Source organism: Glaciimonas sp. PAMC28666, from assembly GCF_016917355.1.
GTDB lineage: Bacteria > Pseudomonadota > Gammaproteobacteria > Burkholderiales > Burkholderiaceae_D > Glaciimonas.
The window spans coordinates 4088413-4113800 of the sequence record NZ_CP070304.1; the positions used below are offsets into that span (position 1 = coordinate 4088413).

At 51.2% G+C, this 25388-nt stretch carries 25 protein-coding genes and 3 tRNA genes; 19 read left to right on the top strand and 9 right to left on the bottom strand.

The features are described 5' to 3' along the window. Positions 1–7: 7 nt before the first annotated feature. From JQN73_RS17360 to JQN73_RS17375, 4 genes are all read left to right on the top strand, one after another. Entirely contained in the window at positions 8–1096 is a 1089-nt protein-coding gene (locus tag JQN73_RS17360) for a sulfate/molybdate ABC transporter ATP-binding protein (protein ID WP_205320228.1), read from the top strand. Continuing rightward, positions 1093–2025 carry a CysB family HTH-type transcriptional regulator gene (locus tag JQN73_RS17365; protein ID WP_205320229.1) on the top strand — a complete coding sequence of 311 codons (933 nt, stop codon included), beginning with the start codon at positions 1093–1095 and terminating at the stop codon, positions 2023–2025. Before JQN73_RS17360 ends, JQN73_RS17365 begins: the two co-directional genes overlap by 4 nt. Before the next feature lie 215 nt (positions 2026–2240). Further along, on the top strand, positions 2241–2876 hold the full coding sequence (locus JQN73_RS17370; protein WP_240162312.1) for a 3'-5' exonuclease: 636 nt from the start codon (positions 2241–2243) through the stop codon (positions 2874–2876). Positions 2877–2950: 74 nt separating this feature from the next. Continuing rightward, positions 2951–3433 carry a ProQ/FINO family protein gene (locus tag JQN73_RS17375; RefSeq protein WP_205320230.1) on the top strand — a complete coding sequence of 161 codons (483 nt, stop codon included), beginning with the start codon at positions 2951–2953 and terminating at the stop codon, positions 3431–3433. A gap of 193 nt (positions 3434–3626) precedes the next feature. On the opposite strand, the gene JQN73_RS17380 is transcribed toward JQN73_RS17375, so the two are convergent. Both JQN73_RS17380 and JQN73_RS17385 read right to left on the bottom strand, forming a co-directional pair. Further along, on the bottom strand, positions 3627–4274 hold the full coding sequence (locus JQN73_RS17380) for a DsbA family oxidoreductase (protein ID WP_205320231.1): 648 nt from the start codon (positions 4272–4274) through the stop codon (positions 3627–3629). A gap of 125 nt (positions 4275–4399) precedes the next feature. Beyond that, complete coding sequence (locus JQN73_RS17385) at positions 4400–4993, bottom strand: DUF1439 domain-containing protein (protein ID WP_205320232.1); 594 nt, start codon at positions 4991–4993, stop codon at positions 4400–4402. Positions 4994–5347: 354 nt separating this feature from the next. Here JQN73_RS17385 and mnmH point away from each other — a divergent pair, with 354 nt between their 5' ends. From mnmH to phnE, 6 genes are all read left to right on the top strand, one after another. Beyond that, on the top strand, positions 5348–6409 hold the full coding sequence (gene mnmH / locus JQN73_RS17390) for a tRNA 2-selenouridine(34) synthase MnmH (protein WP_205320233.1): 1062 nt from the start codon (positions 5348–5350) through the stop codon (positions 6407–6409). A 153-nt stretch (positions 6410–6562) separates the two neighbouring features. After that, a complete protein-coding gene (selD, locus tag JQN73_RS17395) occupies positions 6563–7657 on the top strand; it encodes a selenide, water dikinase SelD (RefSeq protein WP_205320234.1) in 1095 nt (364 codons plus the stop codon). Positions 7658–7721: 64 nt separating this feature from the next. After that, positions 7722–8600: a putative selenate ABC transporter substrate-binding protein gene (locus tag JQN73_RS17400; protein WP_205320235.1), complete on the top strand. Its 879-nt coding sequence runs from the start codon at positions 7722–7724 to the stop codon at positions 8598–8600. 64 nt (positions 8601–8664) lie between these two features. Beyond that, on the top strand, positions 8665–9546 hold the full coding sequence (locus tag JQN73_RS17405) for a phosphonate ABC transporter ATP-binding protein (protein ID WP_205320236.1): 882 nt from the start codon (positions 8665–8667) through the stop codon (positions 9544–9546). Between the two features lie 8 nt (positions 9547–9554). Beyond that, a complete protein-coding gene (locus JQN73_RS17410) occupies positions 9555–10445 on the top strand; it encodes an ABC transporter permease (protein ID WP_205320237.1) in 891 nt (296 codons plus the stop codon). Beyond that, positions 10442–11275 (top strand): phosphonate ABC transporter, permease protein PhnE, encoded by an 834-nt coding sequence (gene phnE, locus JQN73_RS17415; RefSeq protein WP_205320238.1) that lies wholly within the window; start codon positions 10442–10444, stop codon positions 11273–11275. Before JQN73_RS17410 ends, phnE begins: the two co-directional genes overlap by 4 nt. A gap of 63 nt (positions 11276–11338) precedes the next feature. On the opposite strand, the gene JQN73_RS17420 is transcribed toward phnE, so the two are convergent. The 3 genes from JQN73_RS17420 to aat form a co-directional block, all read right to left on the bottom strand. After that, on the bottom strand, positions 11339–12379 hold the full coding sequence (locus JQN73_RS17420; protein ID WP_205320239.1) for a quinone-dependent dihydroorotate dehydrogenase: 1041 nt from the start codon (positions 12377–12379) through the stop codon (positions 11339–11341). Positions 12380–12485: 106 nt separating this feature from the next. Further along, entirely contained in the window at positions 12486–13211 is a 726-nt protein-coding gene (locus JQN73_RS17425) for an arginyltransferase (protein ID WP_205320240.1), read from the bottom strand. A gap of 286 nt (positions 13212–13497) precedes the next feature. Next, positions 13498–14223 (bottom strand): leucyl/phenylalanyl-tRNA--protein transferase, encoded by a 726-nt coding sequence (aat, locus tag JQN73_RS17430; RefSeq protein WP_205320241.1) that lies wholly within the window; start codon positions 14221–14223, stop codon positions 13498–13500. A gap of 496 nt (positions 14224–14719) precedes the next feature. Here aat and JQN73_RS17435 point away from each other — a divergent pair, with 496 nt between their 5' ends. Next, complete coding sequence (locus tag JQN73_RS17435) at positions 14720–17029, top strand: bifunctional diguanylate cyclase/phosphodiesterase (RefSeq protein WP_205320242.1); 2310 nt, start codon at positions 14720–14722, stop codon at positions 17027–17029. 114 nt (positions 17030–17143) lie between these two features. Here the strand turns inward: JQN73_RS17435 and JQN73_RS17440 are convergent, their stop codons facing one another. Further along, positions 17144–17716 (bottom strand): NUDIX hydrolase, encoded by a 573-nt coding sequence (locus JQN73_RS17440; protein WP_205320243.1) that lies wholly within the window; start codon positions 17714–17716, stop codon positions 17144–17146. Positions 17717–18067: 351 nt separating this feature from the next. Here JQN73_RS17440 and JQN73_RS17445 point away from each other — a divergent pair. From JQN73_RS17445 to JQN73_RS17460, 4 genes are all read left to right on the top strand, one after another. Next, positions 18068–18144 (top strand) — tRNA-Met (locus tag JQN73_RS17445). Between the two features lie 47 nt (positions 18145–18191). Next, a tRNA-Met gene (locus JQN73_RS17450) sits at positions 18192–18268 on the top strand. A gap of 46 nt (positions 18269–18314) precedes the next feature. Continuing rightward, positions 18315–18391: transfer RNA gene (locus tag JQN73_RS17455), tRNA-Met, on the top strand. 198 nt (positions 18392–18589) lie between these two features. Then, positions 18590–19402, top strand: coding sequence for a DUF72 domain-containing protein (locus JQN73_RS17460; protein ID WP_205320244.1), 813 nt, complete (start codon positions 18590–18592; stop codon positions 19400–19402). A gap of 42 nt (positions 19403–19444) precedes the next feature. On the opposite strand, the gene JQN73_RS17465 is transcribed toward JQN73_RS17460, so the two are convergent. Next, complete coding sequence (locus JQN73_RS17465; protein ID WP_205320245.1) at positions 19445–20068, bottom strand: trimeric intracellular cation channel family protein; 624 nt, start codon at positions 20066–20068, stop codon at positions 19445–19447. Between the two features lie 379 nt (positions 20069–20447). Continuing rightward, on the bottom strand, positions 20448–20891 hold the full coding sequence (locus JQN73_RS17470) for a YXWGXW repeat-containing protein (protein ID WP_205320246.1): 444 nt from the start codon (positions 20889–20891) through the stop codon (positions 20448–20450). A 244-nt stretch (positions 20892–21135) separates the two neighbouring features. Here JQN73_RS17470 and JQN73_RS17475 point away from each other — a divergent pair, with 244 nt between their 5' ends. The 3 genes from JQN73_RS17475 to JQN73_RS17485 all read left to right on the top strand — a co-directional run bounded on the left by JQN73_RS17475 (position 21136) and on the right by JQN73_RS17485 (position 23177). Beyond that, entirely contained in the window at positions 21136–21444 is a 309-nt protein-coding gene (locus JQN73_RS17475; RefSeq protein ID WP_205320247.1) for a 4a-hydroxytetrahydrobiopterin dehydratase, read from the top strand. Positions 21445–21457: 13 nt separating this feature from the next. Beyond that, complete coding sequence (locus JQN73_RS17480) at positions 21458–22237, top strand: SDR family oxidoreductase (RefSeq protein WP_205320248.1); 780 nt, start codon at positions 21458–21460, stop codon at positions 22235–22237. Positions 22238–22352: 115 nt separating this feature from the next. Beyond that, positions 22353–23177 carry a thioredoxin family protein gene (locus JQN73_RS17485; RefSeq protein ID WP_240162313.1) on the top strand — a complete coding sequence of 275 codons (825 nt, stop codon included), beginning with the start codon at positions 22353–22355 and terminating at the stop codon, positions 23175–23177. 55 nt (positions 23178–23232) lie between these two features. Here the strand turns inward: JQN73_RS17485 and JQN73_RS17490 are convergent, their stop codons facing one another. Further along, positions 23233–24276: a flavin reductase gene (locus tag JQN73_RS17490; RefSeq protein WP_205320249.1), complete on the bottom strand. Its 1044-nt coding sequence runs from the start codon at positions 24274–24276 to the stop codon at positions 23233–23235. Positions 24277–24588: 312 nt separating this feature from the next. Between JQN73_RS17490 and JQN73_RS17495 the strand changes: the two genes are divergently transcribed. Continuing rightward, positions 24589–25386 carry a TatD family hydrolase gene (locus JQN73_RS17495; protein ID WP_205320250.1) on the top strand — a complete coding sequence of 266 codons (798 nt, stop codon included), beginning with the start codon at positions 24589–24591 and terminating at the stop codon, positions 25384–25386. The last annotated feature ends 2 nt before the right edge of the window (positions 25387–25388 follow it).

Consider the following 25388-nt stretch of genomic DNA (forward strand, 5'->3'; position numbering starts at 1 on the left):
GAATGCCATGGGCATTGAAGTCAACAATATCAATAAAAAATTCGGTCAATTTACAGCGCTGAACAATGTCTCCCTAAACTTTCCGACCGGCGAGTTAACGGCACTTTTAGGCCCGTCGGGCTGTGGTAAAACAACGCTGTTGCGGATTATTGCCGGGTTGGAAGGTCAGGATTCCGGTCAGGTGTTATTGGATGGCGAGGATGCTTCGGCCAGCCATGTGCGCGAACGTCAGGTTGGTTTCGTGTTTCAGCATTACGCGTTGTTCAAACACATGACGGTTTTTGAAAATATCGCCTTTGGCCTTCGGGTCAAGCCACGCGCGCTCAGACCATCGGAAACCGTGATCCGCGAAAAAGTTAAACAATTGCTTGAGTTGGTGCAACTGGACTGGTTGGCGGATCGCTATCCGCCGCAGTTGTCCGGCGGCCAGCGTCAACGGATTGCACTGGCCCGTGCCCTGGCGGTCGAGCCACGGGTATTGTTACTGGATGAGCCTTTCGGCGCGTTGGATGCGAAAGTGCGGAAGGAGTTGCGACGTTGGTTAAGGCGGCTTCACGATGAATTGCACGTGACCAGTATTTTCGTGACGCACGATCAGGAAGAGGCGTTAGAAGTAGCAGATCAAATCGTCCTGATGAACAAAGGAACTGTTGAACAAATCGGTTCACCGCAGGAGGTGTATGAACATCCTGCGTCGCCTTTTGTGTATGGATTTTTGGGGAACGTTAATTTGTTCCACGGTCGCGTCAATCAAGGCGTACTGGATACCGGTGGACAGCGTTTTGATGCACCAAATCACGCCGAAGCAGATGATGTCGCCGGAATTGGCTATGTGCGCCCACATGATCTCGATATCGACCGTTATACCGCGGGTGCGGAAGGCATCGTGGTGCAGCTCAAACGGGCGCACGCGATTGGTCCGTTGGCCCAATTAGAGTTGGAACGTGATGATAATGCAGAGCTGATTGAAGCTGTTATTTCCGCAGAACGTTTCAGACGACTTGATTTAAAAGAGGGCGAAACACTGGTAGTGCGTCCGCGTCGCTTGCATGTTTTCGTGAACCAACCTTCTCATAATAACCAGGATGCCAGATGAATTTTCAACAATTAAGATCGATCCGGGAAGCGGCACGTTGCGGCTTTAACTTAACCGAAGTCGCGAACGTCCTGTTCACCTCGCAACCCGGCGTCAGTCGGCAGATTCGCGAGTTGGAAGAAGAGTTAGGCGTCGATATTTTTGTGCGCAACGGCAAGCGATTGATCGGTCTGACCGATCCTGGTAAGGGGATTTTGCAGATAGTTGAAAAGCTATTGCAGGAAGCCGAAAATTTACGTCAGGCCAGCAAGGAATATTCCGGGGAAACCACCGGTACCCTGACTATCGCCGCAACACATACACAGGCGCGTTATGCGTTGCCAAGGGTGGTACAGGGCTTTCGCGCCCGTTTTCCGGATGTCCGAATCGCCTTGCAACAAAGCTCACCCGAACACATTGCCGAATGGGTCATTTCAGGCAAGGCCGATGTGGGAATCGCAACGGAAGGCTTGTCACAATTTAAAGAACTGATCTCGTTTCCATGTTATGAATGGAGCCACGTGGTCGTTGTGCCGCAACACCACCCGTTATTATTGGTGCAGCGGCCGATCAGCTTAAGCGATCTGGCGGCGTATCCATTGATTACTTACGATGTCGGATTTACCGGGCGCGGGCATATCGATGCCGCGTTTCGTGCCGCGGGAATCACGCCTGACATCGTGTTGACGGCGATGGATTCCGACGTGATTCAGCAATATGTCTCACTTGAACTGGGGGTTGGAATCGTCGCAGGAATGGCATCCGAACATACCCGTCAAAACGGACTGCAAACATTGGAGGTTGCACATTTGTTCGCTCCTAATGTGACGCGGCTTGCGGTTAGACGCGGGGCATATCTACGCTCATATACGATGGATTTTATTCTCCAGTTTGCGCCGCAGTTGAAGCGGGCGGATATTCTTGAAGCCCTTCAATCAGAAACGCATTGAGAAAGTCTAATCTGGGCGATCCGATCCAACCGCCATCTTTATTCATCGCAAGGTTAGCAGGTCCGTTGTGGTGGCGATTTTGAGTAAAATCCATAATTTTCCGTATATTTCTTTTTTGATAACGTTATTTGATAAAGTGGTCGGGTCAACCCGGCTTCGATGACGTCTCCACGTATAATCGGATGCATATAAACCACAAAATAGAAATTTTGCGCATGTCCATTGACGACGTAAACATGGCGATCAAGCCGCTGGAGGCGGACTCCCCAGACTTAATTCCGGCCTTGCTGCCCGCCTACGAAGGGATTGCGCTTGCATCAGTGAGGGTGATTCAGTCGGCGCATGACGCGGCGCTGGCGCTTGCGGCGATGATGGCGACCGATGTGATCGGCTTCGATACCGAGTCTAAACCGACCTTTAACAAGGGCGAGTTATCGGACGGTCCACATCTCATTCAGCTGGCTGCGGGAGACGCCGTTTTCTTATTTCCGATAGGGCGGGGGCATGTCAGTCCTGCATATCAAAAGGTATTGAAAACGGTACTCGAATCGCCACACATTTTGAAGGTGGGGTTCGGGCTGCGCGATGATGTGAAGCGTTTGCAACAAAAATTGGGGATTACGTCTGTCCATATTCTGGATTTATCCCGTGCATTGCGTCACGAAAGCCGTAATGATGTCGGCGCCAAAAGCGCAGTGGCCCGGTTTTTTGGCCAGCGTTTAAGAAAGTCCAAGAAGACATCTACCAGTAATTGGTCTAATTCCCCACTGTCGGACCGCCAGATCCTCTATGCTGCCGACGACGCCCAGGTTGCTCTGCGGATATACCGACTGTGGCAGAAAAGCAGCTGAAATCGTTAGAAAGTGCTTCTCCGTGATATCCTTAGGCGCTTGAAAATATAAATGTCTTTTTGCTTTCAGAAAATATGCCCAGCCCCACTCTTAGCCCCGTCCCTGATATTGCCTCCGATTCAATCACTCCTGTCACTCTTGCTCCCGCTCAAAATGCTCGTATTTTGCTCAAGGATTTACAAGAAAAATTTGCTGCTTTTCGCGAATATATGCCGTTGGCGATTGGTATCGACAAACAACTGATCGCGCGTTGCCCTGAACTCAATCGCAAGGTGATGCGGATGGCGTTGGGAATGCATGTCAATTCGTTGCGTTACCTCAAGGGAATGGAAAAAGCGACAGTCAGATTTGATCTGGACGGCAATACTTCAGACGCGGTCACGGATGTTCACCGCACCCACGCTTCCGAGATTTTGCGTGAGCGTTTCAAGAAAAATGCTGACCACCGCAAGGCCCAGCGTATCGCAGAAGAAGCGGCGCGCGTGGCTGAAGTCGAAGCACAGCAACGGGCCGAGAAGCTCAATCAGTTGACCGCTAAGTTTTCACGCAAGGGTTAATTGCTCCCATTGTCTGGATGAATGGGTATCACGGCTGAAAAGAAGTTTTTGCGTGTGCCTGCCTTCCAGTTGACTTCAATGCACCGGGTCGGCATGCGGGATGTAAAAGGTGCACATCGAACCGTCAGATGCGGCACCGAATCTTACTGGTCATCGCAAGCAATTAACCTCGCTTGACGCAGTAGAGGTTGCCTCAGACGGCAACGGCGATTTCTCGCAACACCCGTTCGAATTCGTCCGCTGGCTGGCCTCCTTGAATCAGGTAACGTTCATTGATGATTACCGCCGGGACTGAATGAATTCCGTTGTCGAGATAGAGGCGTTCTTGCGCCCGTACTTCTGTCGCGAACGTGTCCGACGATAAAATTTCTCTGGCTCTTTCGCTATTCAGGCCCACGGATTCGGCTAATGCTACCAACACGCCAGGGTCACTCGGATTTTTGCCATCGGTGAAATAGGCCGCGAACAAAGCCCGCTTGAGTGCCATCTGTTTACCTTCCAGTTCGGCCCAATGTAGCAAACGATGCGCATTAAAGGTGTTATAGATGCGACCGCGCTGATCCATATTAAAAATAAAGCCACCTTGTGCACCGCGTTCGCGGAGCATGTTGCTGCTCTGCTCGCGCTGTTCCGGCGTTGATCCGTATTTTTCGATCAGATGTTCATTGATATCCTGTCCTTCAACAGCCATCTGCGGATTGAGCTCGAAGGGCTGAAAATGGATGTCGACAGCGATCTCATCACCCAAACGGAGGATCGCCTCTTGTAGCGAATTCAATCCAATCACGCACCATGGGCATGAAACATCGGACACAAAATCTATCTTCATTGGCGTTGTCATGTTGTACCTTTCAATGTGCACTTGCCGCGTGGTGTGCGGCTGTCGCTTGGTTAAGTGATGAGCGAGCATGTGTGAGTATGTGCAAAAAATTACGGGAATGCTCTGTCCGGACGCATCGCCTCCGATCAAGTTTCTTGAACCTGAACGACGATGCTGTCTGTTCGCATGGTGATAGTGCCCGGCTCAAATGTCTTTTGCCCTATTCGCAATTCTTCCGGCTTGAATGTATAAATGGGATAATTGTTTAAAACCTGCTCGGCCACGACCGCGCCCATCGCGTTGAGTTGTTGACCGTATTGTGCGCCTATACCGCCGACATCGATCTTATCAACGCTCGGGGCATCAAGCCGAATTGCTTTGGTAGGCGAATCATATTTCAAGCGACTGCTGAGGGTAATTGTCCCATTCAATGGCGTCGCTAGCAGAAGATTGCTGATGACCTTTAAGTTTAGCAAGGTAACAATGCGATTATCCGCAACATTCATCGTCAGGCGGGGGTTGCTTAAATGGACTTCAAATACCTGCGCGTACTGCAGCGTTTTTGGGAATTGTTGTTCAATCGCACGTTGTAAAACGGTTAATGGCAACGTGTAATCATTGGTCCAAACGTTATAGGCGGCGCTAGCTGTGTTCGAAGCGCTGATGCCGACGACTGAGGCGGTGCCGGTGATAGCCGTCGTTAACATCGCTTTTATGAAATTACGTCGTCTTACTTGCATGGGATAGTCGCTTTCGGGGAGAGCATCGTTTGTAAGGTTGGGCGGCTAAAATCCGACAGGCCTTAAGTGTAATAGACATTCTGTGCGTCCGTATTGTTCGGGCACGTTCGCTGCGATGGTTGTTTTATTAATCATTTAGAGATGATTTTTCGTACCCGCTGGCGTCGTACTCGCAGTCGCCCCGAGAGACTGTATACTGCGGGCACAGAATATGATTAAGGCGATCGGTTTATGCATTTTTTGTTCGTCATCGCTTGGCAAATAGCTTAATTTTTTTCAGATACGACTTTCCAGACACCAGACCATGCCAGATAACCACCGTGACCCCATTATGCTACGGAAAAAAAGCGCTACATGAAGTATCCAGCCCTTCTTCCTTTTACCGAGATTCTGCCGCGACTAGGTGAATTTGATGCGATTATCGACGCCCGCAGCCCGTCTGAGTTTGCTGAAGACCATATTCCTGGCGCGATTAATTGCCCTGTGCTGGACGATGCCCAAAGAGTGCGCGTTGGTACGATGTATAAGCAGGTCAATACTTTTGAGGCTAAAAAGTTAGGTGCAATGCTGATTGCCAGAAATGTCGCCGATCACATCGAAGCGTTGTTTATTGATAAGCCGAAGGATTGGAAGCCGCTGATTTACTGCTGGCGGGGCGGCAACAGAAGTGGTGCGATGTCGCACATACTGGCAAAAATAGGTTGGCCGGTGATTCAATTGGATGGCGGATATAAAGAATATCGGCGACACGTCAGTGCCACCTTGGCAGAACACGCGTCGCGTCTGTCTTACACCGTGGTGTGCGGACCGACTGGCAGTGGCAAAAGTCGTTTATTGCAGGTGTTGGCAGCGCAAGGTGCACAAGTTCTCGACTTAGAGCAACTCGCAGCCCATCGCGGTTCAGTGCTTGGAAATTTACCCACCACGCCGCAGCCATCGCAAAAAGCATTTGAGAGTAGCATCTGGAACCTACTCCGTCAGTTTGATCCTGCGTTGCCAGTGTTTGTTGAGTCCGAGAGCAAAAAAGTCGGTAATTTGCGGGTGCCGGATACGCTAATGGAAAAAATTCGCGGATCTCGCTGTATAGCGCTCGCGCTCGCACACTCCGACCGGGTCAAGTTGTTGATGGACGATTACTTGCATTTTGTCGCGGATCCGGCCTTGTTGAATACGCAACTTAGTTGTCTGACTGCGTTACATGGCCGAGAGACGATTGGTAGCTGGCAAAAGATGGCAATTGATGGCGCTATGCAAGAATTGGTCGAGGCGTTATTGGTGAAGCATTATGATCCCGCTTACTTGCAATCGATCAAGCGTAATTTCGGCCAGTTTGGAGAAGCGCAGTTATTAGAGTTGCCGGATATTTCGGACGAGGCTTTTTTGAATGCCGCGCGAACGTTGCACCAGGCGACTTGATGACCATGGACCAATGCGCGATATTGATGTCCGATGTTGATTCCATTGATGCCATTGATGCTGAATGTTAATGCATGAGTTCGTCTTAATATTTGCCGATCCAATGACGCAAGTAACACACTTAAAAGCAGAACACTTACTGCCAGGACCACTATGACCGATAACATTACCGACAACGCTGTCACAAACCTTCCGTTCGCCCTCGCGCCGACCATCAAACTGACGTCGTTTTCTCACGGCGGTGGGTGCGGCTGCAAAATTGCGCCGGGGGTACTCGCAGAGATTCTCAAAAACTCCACCGGCTTCGCGGTGCCCAAGGAACTCATGGTGGGAATCGAAACGGCTGACGATGCTGCCGTCTACAAACTGAATGACGAGCAAGCGCTGATCGCTACTACCGATTTTTTCATGCCTATTGTTGACGATCCTTATGATTTCGGTCGCATCGCTGCTACCAACGCGATCTCCGACGTGTATGCCATGGGCGGAACGCCGATCATGGCGCTCGCGTTGGTCGGTATGCCAATCGATAAATTACCAATTGAAGTAATCGGTAAGATTCTGAAAGGCGGCGAATCAATTTGTGCTGAAGCCGGCATTCCGATTGCAGGCGGTCATACGATTGATTCTGTCGAACCGATCTACGGCCTGGTGGTGCTGGGTTTAGTCCATCCATCCAAGGTCAAGCGTAATGCTGGCGCAAAAGCGGGTGACAAGATCATTTTGGGTAAACCGATTGGGGTAGGCATACTTTCCGCAGCGTTGAAAAAAGACGCTCTGAACGCACAAGGCTATGCCGCATTGATCGAAAACACCACCAAACTGAATAAGCCGGGTAAACTTCTCTCCGACCTGGCGGGGGTTCATGCGCTGACCGATGTGACCGGTTTCGGCCTGTTAGGACATTTGCTGGAACTGGCGCGTGCAGCCAAACTCACGGCGAGGCTCAACATGCATCAGATTCCTTTACTGCCAGACGTGCGGCAATTGGCAGAGCGGGGCTATATTACTGGTGCATCAGGACGTAACTGGGATGGTTATGGCCATGAAGTCAATCTAAGCGAATCCATCACTTCAGTGCAAAAAGCGCTGTTATCAGATCCCCAGACTTCGGGTGGCCTGTTGGTGTCTTGTGCGCCCGAGGCAGTCGATGCTGTATTGGCAATTTTTCATCGGGACGGCTTTGGCGAGGCGGCTGTTGTAGGTGAGATGCAAGCGGGACCCGCTGGAATCAATGTATTGGCTTGACCCACAACCTTCCCAATCATAATTGTCAGAAAATTTACTTTAACCAAAAAAATAAGGCCGCCTCATGATCCGTCTTTCTTCGTTGTCCAATTTCAGAGCACTGTTAGCAAGCGCGGTTGCCGTAGTTTCGCTGAGCGTCACAGGGTTGGTGTATGCGCAGCAGGTGTTGCGTGTATCGGCGATTCCGGACGAAGCACCGACCGAATTGCAACGCAAGTTCAAACCGCTCGGGGCTTACCTGGAGAAAAAGCTGAATATGAAGGTTGAATTCACGCCGGTAACTGACTACGCAGCGTCGGTTGAAGGTTTGATCAATAACAAACTTGACATGGTCTGGTTCGGCGGATTTACTTTCGTGCAGGCAAATGCGCGCAGTGGCGGTAAAGTGATTCCGATCGTTCAGCGTGAAGAAGATCAAAAATTTAAATCGGTTTTTGTGACGACTAATAAGTCGATTACCAAACTGGAAGATTTAAAAGGTAAGAATTTTACGTTCGGTTCAGAGTCATCCACGTCCGGTCATTTGATGCCGCGCTTTTATTTGCTCGCGGCACACATCAATCCTGATGTTGATATGAAGCGGATTGCTTTTTCTGGTGCCCATGACGCGACTGTTGCTGCGGTCGCTGGCGGAAAAGTGGATGCGGGTGCGCTAAATATCTCTGTATGGGAAAAACTTGTTTCAGAAGGCAAAGTTGATCCAAAAGTGGTGCGTGTATTTTATACTACGCCCGGATATTACGACTACAACTGGAGCGTGCGTTCGGATATGAATCCAGTCGTGCGTCAAAAATTGACTGACGCATTTTTGGCACTGAACAAAGATAATCCACAAGACAAAGAAATTTTGGATTTGCAGCGCACCACGCGTTTTGTGCCAACCAAAGCAGAGAATTACACTTCTATCGAGGCTGCGGCCCGTAACGCCGGGTTGTTGAAGTAAAACCGTCGCCCGGCTTACCTTTGCATGACTTCAGTGTGACCTTTTTATTTTAAGTTTTTTTTGCATGATACTTTCCTTAACCAACTTGTCTGTCCGTCACCCGCGCGCCATTGGCGCCACATTGGCATTGCATGACCTGACGCTGTCTGTCGAAAAGGGCGAGCAAATCGCGCTGATAGGGCCATCCGGTGCCGGTAAGACAACGTTGCTGCATACCTTGGCGTGTGCACTGAAACCAGAGCAGGGAGGTTTTACCCTGCTGGGTAGCGACCCATGGCAATTGAGCAGCCCAGACCGGCATGCAATGCGTGGGCGTCTTTTTCTGGCACCGCAAACACCCCCATTGCCGCCGCGCCAGCGTGTAGTGAGCGCAGTGTTGGCGGGTTTATTGCCGCAATGGAGCGTGTGGCGGGCGATAAGGTCGTTAATTAAACCGGTTGAACCAGTCGCAGCATTCAAGGCTCTGGCCCGGCTGCATCTGCAGGATAAATTGTATGCGCGGGTCGACCGCTTATCCGGCGGGGAGCGCCAGCGCTGCGGTATCGCACGGTTGCTGATTAGTCGAGCCGAGTTATTTTTGGTGGATGAGCCCTTATCCGCGTTAGATCCAGCACTGTCGCTACAGACTCTGGCGGTGTTACAGCAGGAAGCTAGCGCGCGGGGTGCAACGCTGCTTTGTAGTTTGCATCAGGTGGCACTGGCCCGAGCACATTTTCCGCGTATTGTTGGCCTGCGAGACGGACATATCGTATTCGATGCAGCGCGCGACAAGGTGACCGAAGCAATGATCGATGCACTTTATCGGCACGCCGGCGAAAAGATCGATGCGATAAATCCCGTGAGCGGTGAAGAAGCGCCAAATATAGCCGACTTTGGATCGCAGCATGACGATCATTCCACGGCGATATCTGCGTTGGTCCCAGCTGCACTTGTACCGCGTTGCTAAGTCAAGTCATGCGAAGACAAACAGCGATTTCAACGCAACAAAACGGGGGACACGTGAGTGAACCGGGCCGCGATCCAGCCCGCGATTCATGCCGCGATCCTGCATGGCGAGGGCGGGTCGTCATCACCGTTGTGGCGCTCCTGCTCCTGTGGCCGATGTTAAGTCTCAGCGAATTCAAACCATGGACATTACTTGATGCGCAAAGTCTGAGCGCAACAGGGAAATTTCTGGCGAGTTTTGTACCTCCGGCCCATTCACTGGCATTTTTGAAAATGGTGGTCGGTGCCACATGGGAAACCGTCGCCATGGCAACGGTCGGGATGGCATTGGCGATGCTGGTAGCCATTCCGATGACAATGGTAGTGACCGCGCATTTATCGATTTCCCGCATCGGTACCGGGCGCATGGGTTTGCTGGCGCAGTCCGTTCGCCAAATCGTGCGTTGGTTGCTAGTATTGTTACGCAGTGTGCCGGAACTGGTATGGGCCTTATTATTAGTGCGAATTGTGGGTCTCGGGCCGACTGCTGGCGTGATTGCGATTGCGCTGACGTATTCAGGAATGCTAGGAAAGGTTTACGCCGAAATACTTGAATCATCCGATTCCCATGCGTCCGATACGCTGCTCAAAAATGGCAGCGGACGTTTGAGCGCGCTGTTATATGGTGCGCTGCCGGAATCAGCTGCTGAACTGGTAAGTTACACCGTTTATCGTTGGGAATGTGCGATCCGCGGCTCGGTGGTGATGGGATTTGTCGGCGCAGGCGGCCTTGGTCAGCGGATGGACGAATCGATGAAAATGATGGCCGGAGACGAATTATCGACAATGCTGCTGGTCTTTGTGTTGTTGGTCGCCGGAGCCGACGGCGTCAGCAAAATGTTGCGCGGGAGGCTTGAATGAGAGGAGCTGCGCATAGCCATGAGTCTTCCGACCAAAAGTTATCCAATACATTGCCGCAACCATCACATTGGCGTTTTTCAACGGTGGCGCTATTGTGCGGCTTATTGGCCTTGATTGTTGCCAGTTTTCTTTCGCTCTCCTTAAGCTGGAGCGCCTTTTTTACGCAAGAGGCGGTGCGGACCACGGGGGAATTTTTACACGGCTTTGCGCCACCCGATTTGTCAGTCTCCTTTTTAAAGAAAATTGCGATCGGCACAGCAGAAACGCTGTCAATGTCGGCGCTTGGCACGGTACTGGCGGCGATTGCCGGCGTCGGATTGGGATTGGTTGGCAGTGGCCGTTTCGGTGACGCTGCCCGCGCTGCGACGCGCACGCTGTTAAATGTGCTGCGATCAATCCCGGAGCTGGTCTGGGCCTCGATTCTTTTGATTTCGGCTGGGCTGGGACCGTTTGCCGGTACGCTGGCCCTGGCGGCCCATACCTCGGGCGTACTTGGTCGCTTATTTGCCGATGCTTATGAAAATACTTCATCGTTGCCCGAGGACACCCTAAGACTCAACGGCGTTCGTGCGATCCCCGCATTTTTATATGCCACGATGCCCCAGACCTTACCGCAGATGATGTCTTACACCCTATACAGGTGGGAAAACAATATTCGCGCAGCGGCGATATTGGGGGTGGTCGGCGCCGGTGGTTTGGGACAGATGCTGAAGTACCATCTGTCGCTGTTTCAGATGCAGCAGGCAGCCAGCGTGATTGTTGCCATGCTGCTCATGGTCGCAGCGGTCGACGGAATCAGCTTCCTGTTACGACGTGCCATGACACGCTGATGGTTGATGGTTTGATCGCTTTAATTGTGTTAAAAAGATTCCGCGCAATGTTCAGCGCTTTAACTAAACTTTCCTTAACGCGTTTGCACATTCGCGCACCAGGGCTGGCCCACGATAAATCAGTCCGCTGTACAGCTGTACCAATGCTGCCCCTGCGGTCATTTTAGTTTGGGCATCGGCACCGCTTAAAATACCGCCTACACCAATGATCGGGATCGTGTTGCCTAACTCGGAACGCAGTTGTCGTACGACTGTATTAGACAATTCAAACACCGGTGCACCCGACAGACCACCTGCCTCATTTTCGTGTGCAAGGCCTTTCACCGCGTCACGCGTGATGGTGGTATTCGTCGCGATGACACCATCCATTTTGTGTCGGAGCAAAGCATCGGCGATGGTTTTAACTTGTTCCGCGTCGATGTCCGGTGCGATTTTTAAGACTACAGGGACGTAACGTTTGTGTTGATCGGCCAGCTTCTGTTGCGCTTGCTTGAGTTGCGACAAGAGGGCGTCGAGTTCGGATGCGCCTTGCAATTGACGTAGATTTTTGGTGTTCGGTGAGGAGATGTTAACCGTGACGTAGGTTGCGTAGGGATAGACTTTTTCCAGGCAAAAGAGGTAATCATCGGCGGCATTTTCAATTGGTGTTGAAGCATTTTTGCCGATGTTCAAGCCGAGTACGCCGGTACGCTCCTGATAAAACTTCGACGATTGCACATTCCTGATGAAGGCTTCCACGCCACCGTTGTTGAATCCCATGCGATTGATGACGGCGTTGGCCGCCGGGAGGCGAAACATACGTGGACGTGGATTGCCCGGTTGCGCTTTCGGCGTTACGGTGCCGATTTCAATCGAGCCGAATCCAAGGGCAGCAAGGCCGTCAATCGTGGCACCGTCTTTATCAAGTCCTGCAGCCAGACCGATCGGATTTGGGAATGTGATACCCATGACGACACGTGGGTCCGGCGCCGGTTTTGGAAATAGCGCGGTAAGTCCCATTGACTGCGCTCGCCGTAGTGCGGCCATCGTCAGATGATGGGCAGCTTCTGGATCCAGGGAAAATAGGGCGGGGCGGGCAAGTTGATACAAGAGTTTGGAAGGCACGGTAGTTGAACGGTAACGGTTGTATGGGCTCTATTGGCAGGTCCGGCGGCCAGAGCAGAGATAGCGCCAATTTGTTAGCTGGCGGCGGCGAAGGCAGTGTATCGCGCTATTCTAACGTACGCCATTCATTTTCCCGCAGCGCTTCAAGCGGCCTGTAATTTATTTTGTAGGCCATTTTAACGCTGTCCCTGATCCAATAGCCCAGATACACGTACGGCATATCGAGTTGTTGCGCTTGTTTAATCTGCCATAAAATCCCGTAAGTGCCAAAAGATGCACCGATGACGTCCGGATCATAAAATGTATATACGGAAGACAGTCCGTCGTTAAGTACGTCAATGATGCTGACCATCCGCAGGGTACCATCCGGTTCGCGAAACTCAACCAGGCGGGTATTGACTTTGCTTTGCAGCAAAAATTGTGCGTATTGATCGCGACTGTCCTGATCCATGCCGCCACCGGCATGACGTGAAATTTGATAGCGCAGATAAAGTTCGTAATGCTCGTGCACGTAGGCGAGATTGGTCACCAGACCGATCAATTGGTGATGCTTTTCCCATGCCCGACGCTGACTGCGGTTCGGGACGAATTCGTCGACCAGCGTGCGCACCGGGGTGCAGGCGTGGCAGCCGTCACAACAGGGGCGATAGGTGAAAATTCCGCTGCGCCGAAAGCCATTTTTGACCAGTTCCGAATAGACGTCTGCGTTAATCAGATGGGAAGGAGTTGCCACCAAAGAACGGGCCTGACGACCATCCAGATAGCTGCAAGCGTACGGCGCCGTTGCGTAAAATTGGAGAGCGGAAAATGGAAGATCTTTTAGATGCGTCATGTGCATAAGTCCTTAATAGCCAATTAGCCAATCCGGCTTCCTGCTGCTTCAACGGCGTTGCACCTGTCTTGCCGGTCAAGCGGCCGTTCCAACGGATTGTCGGGGCGAGTTGGGTTGGCCAGCCCATTATTGCGACAAATTTGCGGAAGTCCTTTAGATGTAATTTACACCGTAAGCGCAACACCGTGTTTTTTGCACGCGCACTGCATCATATCCAACTCCAGAAAAAACTTGCTACCTGTCCTTATTAATTGGCCATTTGGTTGACTATTTTGCTCCAGCAATTTTAATCTGTGAATATTGGTATCGGACGCCAGTGTTGAATTTGTGGATATTTTATGGCCTCACTTAAGTGGCGCATGAACTCGTCGCGTGAAATAGGAGTAGCGCCCAGCGAGGCAAGATGCGGGGTCTCTTGCTGACAGTCAATCATGGTGACACCGTTCTGGAGCAAAAATTTCACCAGATAGGCTAGTGCGATTTTGGACGCGTCGGTGACGCGGGCAAACATCGATTCACCATAAAACATGCGCCCGATACTGACGCCATAGGCGCCGCCGACCAATTTTCCATCCAGCCAGACTTCGACCGAGTGGGCATAGCCCAACCGGTGGAGCGCACGATAACCCTCGATAATCTGATCCGATATCCACGTGCCTTGACCATCGCGGCGCGGAGCGGCGCACGCGCGCATTACTTCCTCAAATGCAAAGTCGAAGCGAATTTGCCATCGCGGGTCAGACTTGCTTCGGTGGATTTTCTTTAAGGTTTTGTTCAAGCTGGCGGAAATTTGAAAGCGAGCCGTCTCGAGCACCATGCGCGGGTCCGTACTCCACCAAAGAATTGGCTGGCCTTCAGAAAACCAGGGAAATATCCCGCGCCGATAAGCGCTAAGCAACCGCTGGGGGGAAAGATTCGCACCTGCGGCTAATAGCCCAGGGGCGCCGTCTTCCGGGCCCATTGCCTCCGATGGATCGGGAAAGGGCGTATCGATTTCAAGCCAGGGAATCATAGCCATTCCCAAGCGTCGAAGGACGTGCGCCTTGTCGTTGTATTCGGCAAGCAACTGTCGTAAAGGACCATTGTTCTCATGGTAAATTATTTAGCTGTCAAAACTACTCCACAGCGCAATAGTTAAAATGTTCATAAGTAATGTTTCTGAACTGTTAGTATGTATCTGTACAGCACTGTTTATATCGTGGAACGTAGGTAAAACTCACTCTTTTCTTTGGCCGGGCGTTGAGGTTTCCATCAATTTTCCATGTTAGTCATTTCCACCCAACAGATATTTGGTCGAAATCGACGTACGCAAGTATTGTATGGTGCGTTAAATGTGATTCGCACTTTTTTGGTGCGTACCAGTTTATATTACCAGTTTGCAAAGGCTAATTCGGGCTCAAGGTGTGCGCGTATTGCTGGCCCGAATTTTGCTGTATAGAAATGCTGCAATCAAAGCTTCATTCACAAAGCACGCTTAACATTATCCAAGTGATAGAGATATAGCCACTATGCATGAACTATCTCCCTTGGCACCGTTTGGTTTGGCCAAAGCGCCGAATAACACTCTGGTAACTCCATCCCTACGGACTGCCCTCTCCGAAGCAGTCGTCCCCGATTTTGTCGAACAAGCTGCGTCCTTCGGACGATGGTGGTACGATTTTAGAACCGATCAGGTGGTGCTATCGTCAAATGCGGCAAGTATGCTAGGGGTGCAATCGAGATGGTATCCGACGCTAAAAAGTTGCTTTATTCACATATTGCGCGATGACTTGTCGATGCTGGAGGAGACGCTAAAATCAGAGAGCGCGGAGGGTGGCTCGGTCGAATGTGAATTTCGGGTTGTTAATGAAATCCACGGAATGCATTGGTTTAGCCTGATATCGTCGCCTCAGTCAGCCCGAAAGCATGCAGTGCGCAGTGGCCTCATCCTGGAAACTACTGCAGCGAAGCATACTGCCGTCCGCGAACGACTGAGTTTTGAATCCACACAATTTTTGTTGCGCACGGACACGCTCGGCAACGCCGTAACCAAAGTTATCAAACTAGTGTGTGAAAATTTAGGTTGGGAATGGGGCGCGTATTGGGCAGTGGAACCCAGCGCGACGGCGTTGCAGGAACTTTCATGTAAACATTTCTGGCACGACCCGGCTTATTCCCTCGATATATTTACCGCCGACAGCGTTACCATGCGAATGGCAGCGGGGGTTGGTGCGGTTGGTCAGGTGTGGCAGACCGGCGAAGCGCGTTGGATCGAAAATTTGGGAAGCGCACCCGGCTTTTTGCGCTCTAACGGTGCGGCGAATTCGGGCTTACAGTCCGGTTACGTATTTCCGGTCGTTTATGTGACGGATGACGGCCACAGGCATAGTCCGGGGGTCTTGGAATTTTATAGCAGACTATCGCGTCAGCGTGACGCTCAGTTGCCGATACTTTCAGCGACGATTGGCGTGTTGATTGCGCAGACGGCGCAACGCCTGGAGCAACAGGAGACCATTCGCCAGTTAGCGCAAATAGATGGTTTAACCGAATTGGCGAACCGCACCTATTTTTATCACATGCTTGATCTGGCCTGTGAGAATTCCACTGCATCGACTAAGTCGTTTGGCTTGATATTTATTGATTTGGATCGCTTCAAACCGGTGAATGACGCATTCGGCCACGAGGCTGGAAACGTGGTTTTACGCGAATTTGCACAACGTTTGCAAGCGCTTGCGCCAATCGGAAGTTATGTCGGACGACTTGGCGGAGATGAGTTCGCTATTTTGTTGATTCCGCAAAACACGACATTGCCGCTTGGCGAACAATTGAATACGGTTGCTGCCAACGTGTTGCGGGCGGCGCGCATACCTTTTCTGTTTGACGGAAATGATATGACAGTGTCGGCCAGTGTCGGCATCAGCGTTTTTCCTGAAAATGGCATGACGAGTCCAGAACTATTGCGCGGCGCCGATACTGCCATGTATCGAATTAAAAAGAATGGCAGAAATGCGCACAGTTTTTTCTCGGACAGCACTTCGCATACTTTAGCGGTGCAGCAGTCCGACGTGGCGCAGCGAATGACCATGGAAGCTGAATTACATCAGGCGCTGACTGACAATGCATTTTTCCTGGAGTATCAGCCGATATTCAATGGTAATGGCGAGCACATGCACGCGGTGGAGGCGCTCATACGCTGGCGTCGCGCTAACGGGGACATCGTCAGTCCGGAAATATTTATTCCCATAGCGGAGCAAAGCACCCTTATTATAAATATCGGACGATGGGTCTTGCGTCGGGCATGTGCCGATCTGGCGCACTTGCATCGGTCGGGATTCAGTCATCTGGAAATGCACGTCAATACGGCACCGCCAGAATTTATGATTGCCGATTTGCCGGGTGAGGTCAGCGCAATTTTGCGAGAGTCGGGTATTTCGCCTCATCATCTTTGTCTGGAGCTGACCGAGGGAATGTTGGTGCATCAGCCCGATAAAGTGATTTCCGTGATGCAGGCGCTGCGCGAGCTTGGCGTGGGAATCAGTCTTGATGATTTTGGCGTTGGCTACTCGTCGCTTTCGCGCGTAAAAAGATTGCCCATCTCGTCCGTTAAAATCGATCGTTCCTTTGTGCGGGGCTTACCGCACGTAACGGAAGACAAGGCTATCGTGCGGGCGATGATCGAGCTCGGCCGGCACATGAATTTGCGTGTTATCGCTGAAGGTGTTGAAACGGACGAGCAATTAGACTTTCTGCGTCAACACGGTTGTAATTTAATTCAAGGATATATATTAGGTCGGCCCATGTCGCTTGATGCATTGATCGCACTACATCGACCCCGTTAGAGTCAGCCAGTTGGTGAAATTGGCCAGTGGAGTCGCTGGGTAATTTCCGTAGACGGTACAGTTAAACGGACAGTGCCGTGCTCGACGCAAGATGGCGTTAATTGCTTCGGTCATTCAGTTACTACGCATTGGTTTATAGATGTCTTCGGTATGCAGGGCAAATTTCGCATCGTTTTTTTGTACTAATTTGAGATCGCTAAAAAATGCCTTTAGCGTATAAGCAACTGTAGGGAAGGCAATATCTTCCCATGGAATTTCTGCTTCAGTAAACATCTCCACCTCAAGACTTTCAATACCTGCGGCATAGTCAAGGTCGAGCAGGGTGGCCCGATAAAACAAATGCACCTGATGAACGTGTGGGACGTTGATCATGGAAAAAAGTCCATGCAATGTGATCTTGGCACCGGCCTCCTCTTCGGTTTCGCGGCGGGCAGCATCTTCAGTGGTCTCGTTATTTTCCATAAACCCCGCCGGAAGCGTCCAGTACCCGAGTCGAGGTTCTATCGCCCGCTTGCAAAGCAAGATACGCGTTTCGCCTTCATGTTCCCATACTGGAATTGACCCAACCACCATCTTCGGATTCTGATAGTGGATCGTCCCGCAATTGCTGCAGACAAAGCGAGGACGCGTGTCGTCTGGTGGAATTTGCAGAGATACAGGATGTGCGCATTCGGAGCAGAATTTCATAGGTAGCGAATTAAAGGTCTGGCACAATGTTCCGGAGGCATCATTGTGCGTTGAAAGGAGTTGATATTGATATTATCAGGACTTCGGCAAACGCGCCGCGGCCTTGCAGTGCTTTGCAGGTCGCTGTGGCGACCGTTCAGCAGCATAGTTGGCAAGTCCGTTGCTGAGACGATTTTGCGTAAGTACTGACTATAAACAACATGTCTATAACTAGCGTGTTTTTAAGCAACGAGTTTACAGCTGCGTGTTTTTTATCAGACACCGAAGTGTATCACTGCCCCATATAAATGCGTTTTCTCACTATATCGTTTGCTATATTAATCAAACCGGCTTATACTCTCATTCCTCAGACGCGGGGTGGAGCAGTCTGGCAGCTCGTCGGGCTCATAACCCGAAGGTCGTAGGTTCAAATCCTGCCCCCGCAACCAGATTTAAAATGTCAGAAAATATCCTGGCATTGTTTGAAAAGTACAGACGCGGGGTGGAGCAGTCTGGCAGCTCGTCGGGCTCATAACCCGAAGGTCGTAGGTTCAAATCCTGCCCCCGCAACCAGATGTAAAATATCAGAATATATCCTGATATTGTTGTAAAGTACAGACGCGGGGTGGAGCAGTCTGGCAGCTCGTCGGGCTCATAACCCGAAGGTCGTAGGTTCAAATCCTGCCCCCGCAACCAATAAGTCGAAACCGTTGTTCAGCCTCGCTGTTCAGCGGTTTTTGCTTTTCGGAGGGCAATTCTCGGAGCGCTGTGAGGCCCTCTGCGCTTCACGCTACATTTTCGTTCATACCGGAACTTCCCTTCTGTTTTTGCTTCGCGCACCGTTGTCTTAATATCTTGGTATTATATAAACATCGTCGTTGCGAAGGAGCGGAGATGAAAAGTCGCACATGCTTTATACGCGTCGGTATAGGCGGATGGACCTATGCCCCCTGGCGCGATAACTTTTATCCTTCCGATCTGGTTCATGCCCGTGAATTGGAATATGCCAGCCGCCAGGTCACGGCAATAGAAATTAATGGCACCTATTACAGCACCCAGAAGCCTGCTACTTTCGCGCGGTGGGCCGCTGAAACCCCGGATGACTTCATTTTTTCCGTGAAGGCGCCGCGTTACAGTACAAATCGACGGATTTTGGCCGAGGCTGGTGAATCAGTCGAGCGTTTTATAAACAGTGGCATCGCCGAGCTCGGGAAAAAGTTGGGACCAATTTTATGGCAATTTGCGCCCACTAAACACTTCGATATCGCCGATATGACAGCTTTTCTGGCGTTGCTTCCGACGAAAATTGATGGTGTAAAACTGCGTCACGTTCTGGACGTGCGACACGATAGTTTTATGACGCCCGATTTTTTTAAGCTGACGCGAAAATATAAAGTAGCCAGCGTTTTTACGGACTCGCCAGACTATCCATCCTTCGCAGATTTTAGTACCGATTTTGTTTACATACGATTAATGTGCAGTGAGTCCAAAACAAAATCAGGTTATCCTCCGAAGGCGCTCGATGCATGGGCCGCCCGGGTAAAAAACATTGTTGATGGATTAAAGCCGGCTGACGGGGAGGCTTTCCCTAATATAACCGCTCAGTCCAAGCAGGACGTGGCGCGCGATGTGTTCTTGTTTTTCATCAATGGCGCCAAAGAACGCGCCCCTGATGGCGCGATCGCTTTATTAAAGCGATTAGGTTGATGCATCCCAATTCAATAGCGTAGTTGCATGCCGCCGTGACGATTAATCCAGCCCTCGAATGGTGGCGCCATTAAAGCTTGGCAATCGCCAGTGAAACCGGATTGCCAGCAATCGAAACAAAAAGCCGGCGCCGATGGCCACCAGCGATGCGATATTGATATCGATCTTCAACGACAGCAAGCCAACATATAACCCGCCGGTTAGCAGAGACACCGTAGCGTAGAGTTCGCGCCGCAAGACCCATGGAATCTCGTTGCATAAGACGTCTCGCAACACGCCACCGAAAATCCCGGTAATGAGTCCGGCCACGACCACGATTCCCGGCGCCATTCCGCTGGACATGGCAACGTTGCAGCCTATAACGGTGAATGCTACCAGCCCTAAGCCATCCACGACTAGAAATACCGTCCTTGCATGATGCAGAACACGTGCAACCACTGCCGTGACGATCGCTGCGCCGATGGTGAAGAGTAAATATTCAGGGTTGGCGATCCAGCTCAACGGATAGTGACCTAACAGCACATCGCGGATCGTGCCACCACCTAACGCAGTGACGGTCCCGATCAGGCAAATTCCAAAAAGATCCATGTCGCGGCGCATGCCCATGATTGCGCCTGACATTGCTTCGGCAACGATAGCAACCAGATAGATGGTATGTAAAAGCAAGTGTCATCCTTCGCATAAAAAAATGGTGGTCAGGCCGTCAGTTCACTTCGACCTGTTCAGGATAAGGACTCGCTGGCCCCATCGCCATGATTAGCGCGCATGCGAGATTTTTACAAATTGATTTGTATCAAGATAACGTAAGAAAAGCGCGATGTCAGATTTTTATGAATGGGTCATCCTGCAAGGTGCGGCAATACCTTAAAAAAATGTCAGTCGCATCCCTTCGATTTTGTTGACTTGATCTTCACCGCGGATTTGATTTTGTTACGGTCGATTCCATTCGTGATTTTGGTGACAACGACTCTACAACGAAAAAATCCTTGTTCGCATTTGCGAGCAAGGATTTTTTCACCATCGATTTTCCGCGACCGTCTAGTTTTTAACGATTACCGCCGCGACCTTCGTGGCGGCCATTGTCATGTCGTCCGCCATTCGGGCGACCGCCGCCATGATGATTGTTGTAATTCGGGCGTCCGTGGCCCTGATAGCCGGGTCGGCCGTAACCATGGCCTCCTCGTTGCCAGCCACCGCGGTTTAACTGCCAGCCGCGTCTGCCTTGCTCCCAACGAGGCCGTTGATATTGGTATCCGGGACGTGCCCGGTCCCAGTTACCTTGTCGCCAGACGTGTCGACCACCCGACCAGTTCCAATAGCCCGGTGCCCAGATATAGCCCACTCTGGGCGGCGGAACACGTTCATAACGCGGTGGCGGCGGTCGTGAGCCTATGGTGATGTTGACCCCGACCTGCGCATTCGCTTGTCCGGAAATAAAGGCGGTACAACTTATTGCGACCAGCATGGCCGCACAGAGGAGGCGTTTCATATGTGCCTTAAAATTTAAATATAGGCAAACTATACCTTTAAAAAAATTACACACAAGAAACGATTCAACTCGTTACAAAGTCCCGGCGTAACCAACGTTTTGACACAATCTATAATAGGCGGGCTTAGGCAAAAACAACCGGCGACCTGGGGCCTTCTGGTCACATAAGTTTCAAAAGATTGCCGGTTTTACCCACCAACGTTTCTGGCTATAAAATTGGTGTTTTTAGATACGGAGAACGTTTATGACTCGACCATCACACATTGGCGCGGAAGCAGCCTTGAAAAATCTTCCTGAATGGTCCGTGGCGAAAGGGCGGGATGCTATCGAACGGACATTTTTGTTCGCCGACTTTAACGCCGCGTTTGGGTTCATGACGCAAGTCGCTTTGCTGGCAGAAAAAATCGATCACCATCCTGAATGGTCAAATGTTTATAATCGTGTAGTTGTTCTGCTGGCAACTCATGACGCGAATGGCGTCACTGAACTGGATATGCGAATGGCCCACTTTATGGATCAAGTCGCCGCCCATGCACATAAAAAACTTACTTGAAACGATCACCAACATGACGCAACCTGTAGTACTGATTACCGGCGCTGCCAAACGTGTCGGGCGTGTGATTGCCGAGCATTTTGCCCAGGCTGGCTATGCCGTCGTGGTGCATTACGGAAACTCGGAAGCCGAGGCGCTTGAGACAGTCGCGTCGATGGAAGCGGCTGGCCATAGAGCCATCTCCCATCGCGCAGATCTGGCCATTCCTTCCGAGTTGTCCGCCATGATTCTGGCAACTTATGCTAGGTTCGGGCGCCTGGATGTACTCGTCAATTGTGCGGCGATATTTTTTCCCGACACGTTGGCCGATTTTTCGCTTGAGGATCTGGAGCGCTCCTGGCAAATCAATTGCCGTGCTCCGCTGTTGCTGACCCAGGCTTTTTACCAGCAAGCCCGCCAGCGCGATCAACGGGGAGTCGTGGTGAATGTCGTCGATCAAAAGGTACGTGCAAATTTTCATCCAGAGGATTTTAGTTATACGGTGGCAAAGGCTGCGCTAGGAAATATGACCGCCATGTTAGCGATTTCCGGTGGAAGCGTATTGCGGGTTAACGCACTCTATCCCGGGCTAATGACACCAAGTGGGGATCAGACCCAGGCAGATTTTGAATATTCATCAGAGCGTTCAACGCCGCTTGGGTATGTGGCGCCGTTATCGGAGATCGCCGAGGCGATTCTATTGCTGACGCGGCCGTCGTTCAACGGCACCGAATTTGTCGTCGATGCAGGGCAAAATCTGGTTCGCGTCGATCGGGACGTGGTAAATCTGTATCGATCTCCGCCGTCTGATTGAATTGACACTTTTGAAGTTTCTGCTGCAGCGACCAGCGTGCTGAATTTGGGATGTCACTGTAAGGAAGCGACCGCCTCAGCGACCAACTGACAATATCATCTTTTCGGAGTCGCACGTGAATACCTTTAATGCCACATTAATCACGCGAAAGTGGGCGCTGTTGTTGGCGGCAGTATTTGTCGGTCCAAACGCGATGGCGCAAGGTATCGGATTGAGCACGAAAAGTCCGGTTCATCGCGTGGCGTTGGTTGAGCTTTATTCCAGCGAAGGATGTAATAGTTGCCCGCCTGCCGATGCATGGTTAGCGAAAATTGGTTCGGAAGTGAGTCCGGAGTTAGTTGTCCCCCTGGCATTGCATGTTGATTACTGGGACAGCTTGGGTTGGAAGGACCGATTTGGCGATCATGCATTTACGTTGCGTCAACGTGCATTGGCCGACTATGCCAATAGCAAGGTGGTGTATACACCTGAAGTGTTTGCAGGCGGACGTGAACTGAGAAGGTGGAATACGCCGGGCGAGGCCAGGAATGTCCTGCAACAAATCACATCGCAAATATCATCTGTTGATATCGGGATCAAGGTCACGAGCAATGCTGCCAACGGAGCTGGCTCCTATAAATTGACCGCTAGAGCGACTAATAACGCCAGTGGCGATTCCAAACAACCACAAAACGCCTATATCGCCGTCTATCAGAATAAATTGGTATCGAAAGTGGCCGCTGGCGAAAATGGCGGTGTCACACTTCATCACGAATACGTTGTGCGGCGTTGGCTGGGACCATTTGCGTTGAAAGGGGGGACGGTCACCATTCAACAGAATATTGCCCTTGATAGTTTCGGCGGCGATATTCCTGCCAATCAGTTTGGAATAGTGACGTTTGTGCAAAATGCGACCACCGGCGAGGTCCAGCAAGTAGCCAGACTGGCGTTAGGGCGTTGACCGGAGAGGTGACGATTTTATTTAGAACACGCAAAAAAAGCGCGGAAAATACGCTTTAGTCTTCGAAATCCAGGCGATCATCCGGAATGTTAATGAAGCGGCGTAGCAAGGTGCGCAAAGCGATGGCATCCACTGTGCCCATTTTTCCCATCATTTCAGCTTCAATGTCGACGCCGGCTGCGGCAATCTTTTGCGTTAGTTCTCGACCTAATCCGGTGAGATAGAACAGCCCACTACCATTATTTTCGCCGTGATCAGCCACGACTTGCAGCAATCCGCGTGCTGTCATGTCATCGAGCACAATGAAGAGCGGCGAATGACCGGCGTAGGCGAACAAACGGTTTAACTCTCCAATACTCAGGCCGTCGCGGGCCGCCAGCGTATTGAGGACAAAAAATTCGGTATCGTTGAGGCCTTGCTGTGCGCCATATTCCCGCAGTTTTCCATATAGCTGAAAGTAAGCGCTTCCAAGCAGGTGGCTCATGGTGCTGGTGTTGAAGATGCGTGCGCCGGTGGTGGCCTTGATCAGGGCTTCAGCTTCGTCTGCAAGTTCCTTGCGGGTAGCGATGGCGTAGTTGCCGCGCTGATACACGAGCGGAGGCGTGTCCGAATGATCGAAGTGCATCACCTCGCCAACCATAATGATGTGGTCGCCGCCATCGTAACGATAAGCCGTTTTACATTGCATACGGGTGGTGCACGCTGGAAGCAACGGCACACCGCCAAGTCCCTTTTCGGTTTCCAGTCCTGCAAATTTAGCTACGCCACGCTTGGCAAAGCGATTTGCGAGGGCGTCCTGATCGTGCGACAAAATATGCACGGCCCAGAATTCTGCCTTTTCAAAAGTTGGCGCGCTGCTCGATGATTTCGCCAGACTCCATAAAACCAGCGGTGGATCGAGTGAAACCGAGTTGAAGCTGTTTGCAGTGATACCAACGCGGTGTTCAAGGTCATCGTCAGGATGGTCATTGCTGCGGCAAGCCGTAATGATGGTCACGCCGGTGGTGAACGTTCCCAGCGCATTGCGATATTCCCGTTGATCAAATATTTTTGCGAGCGTTTCATTACCCGCTAGCGGTGTGTTTTCTTGTATGTCCATCGGATTTTAATTCAAGTTTTCTTCGATCAGCATGTTATCAGGCTATGGTCGGGACGAATGCACCGATGGGATGCGCTGGTAACCGGCATGCCTGCTATGGCTAATGGCGTGTGAAAGTGGGGTGGATACTTAAAAACGAAAGGAAATACGTACATAAGCGATAAATTCGAACATCCGTAAAATCCCTAACTGTTAGATGTCCAGTCGGTTAACAGATATTACCGCATGCTACGATATTAATCTGCCAATCCAGCAAGATAGCGCGCTGCTGTAGTTGGCCAAGCCCATTAATCTGCCCCAGAGGACACACACATGTGGATCGATACCCACTGCCATCTTGATGCTGCCGAATTTGATGGCAACCAGACCGCCTTTGCGACGGCGGCAGCGCAACGGGAAGTTGACTGGATTGTGATTCCTGCCGTCGAGCGCGCAAATTTTGCCACTGTGGCAGCGATTGCGGCTCGGCAACCAAATTGCACCTATGCGCTCGGAATACATCCTATTTTTGTACCGCAGGCGGAAGAATCGGATCTGTTGGCGCTTCGGTCAGCGATTGCGTTGGCAATGGACGACCCTTTATTTGTCGCGATTGGTGAAATTGGTCTCGATTTCTTTGTGCCGGGCTTGGGTGAGGGCGCTCTTCGAGAGAAGCAAGAGCATTTTTACGTCGAGCAATTAAAACTCGCACGCGATTTCGACCTTCCGGTTTTACTACATGTGCGGCGTTCACAGGATACGTTGTTGAAATACCTGCGTCGGATCAACGTCAGAGGCGGCATTGCGCATGCTTTTAACGGCAGCTTTCAACAGGCGGAGGCTTTTATCAAATTAAATTTTAAGCTAGGCTTCGGCGGAGCGATGACATTCACGCGAGCATTGCAGATTCGACGTCTGGCGGCAACTTTACCGCTAGACGCTCTGGTGCTTGAAACCGACGCACCGGATATGTCGCCAGCCTGGTTGCATCCGGAAAAGAATGCGCCGGCACAGATTCCCTTGATTGCTGAGGTGCTCGCCAATTTACGCGGCATTCCATTGGCGCAATTAGCCGTGGCGACGAGTGTCAATGCATGCGCTGCGCTGCCACGATTAGCGCTTCTTAAGTAGCT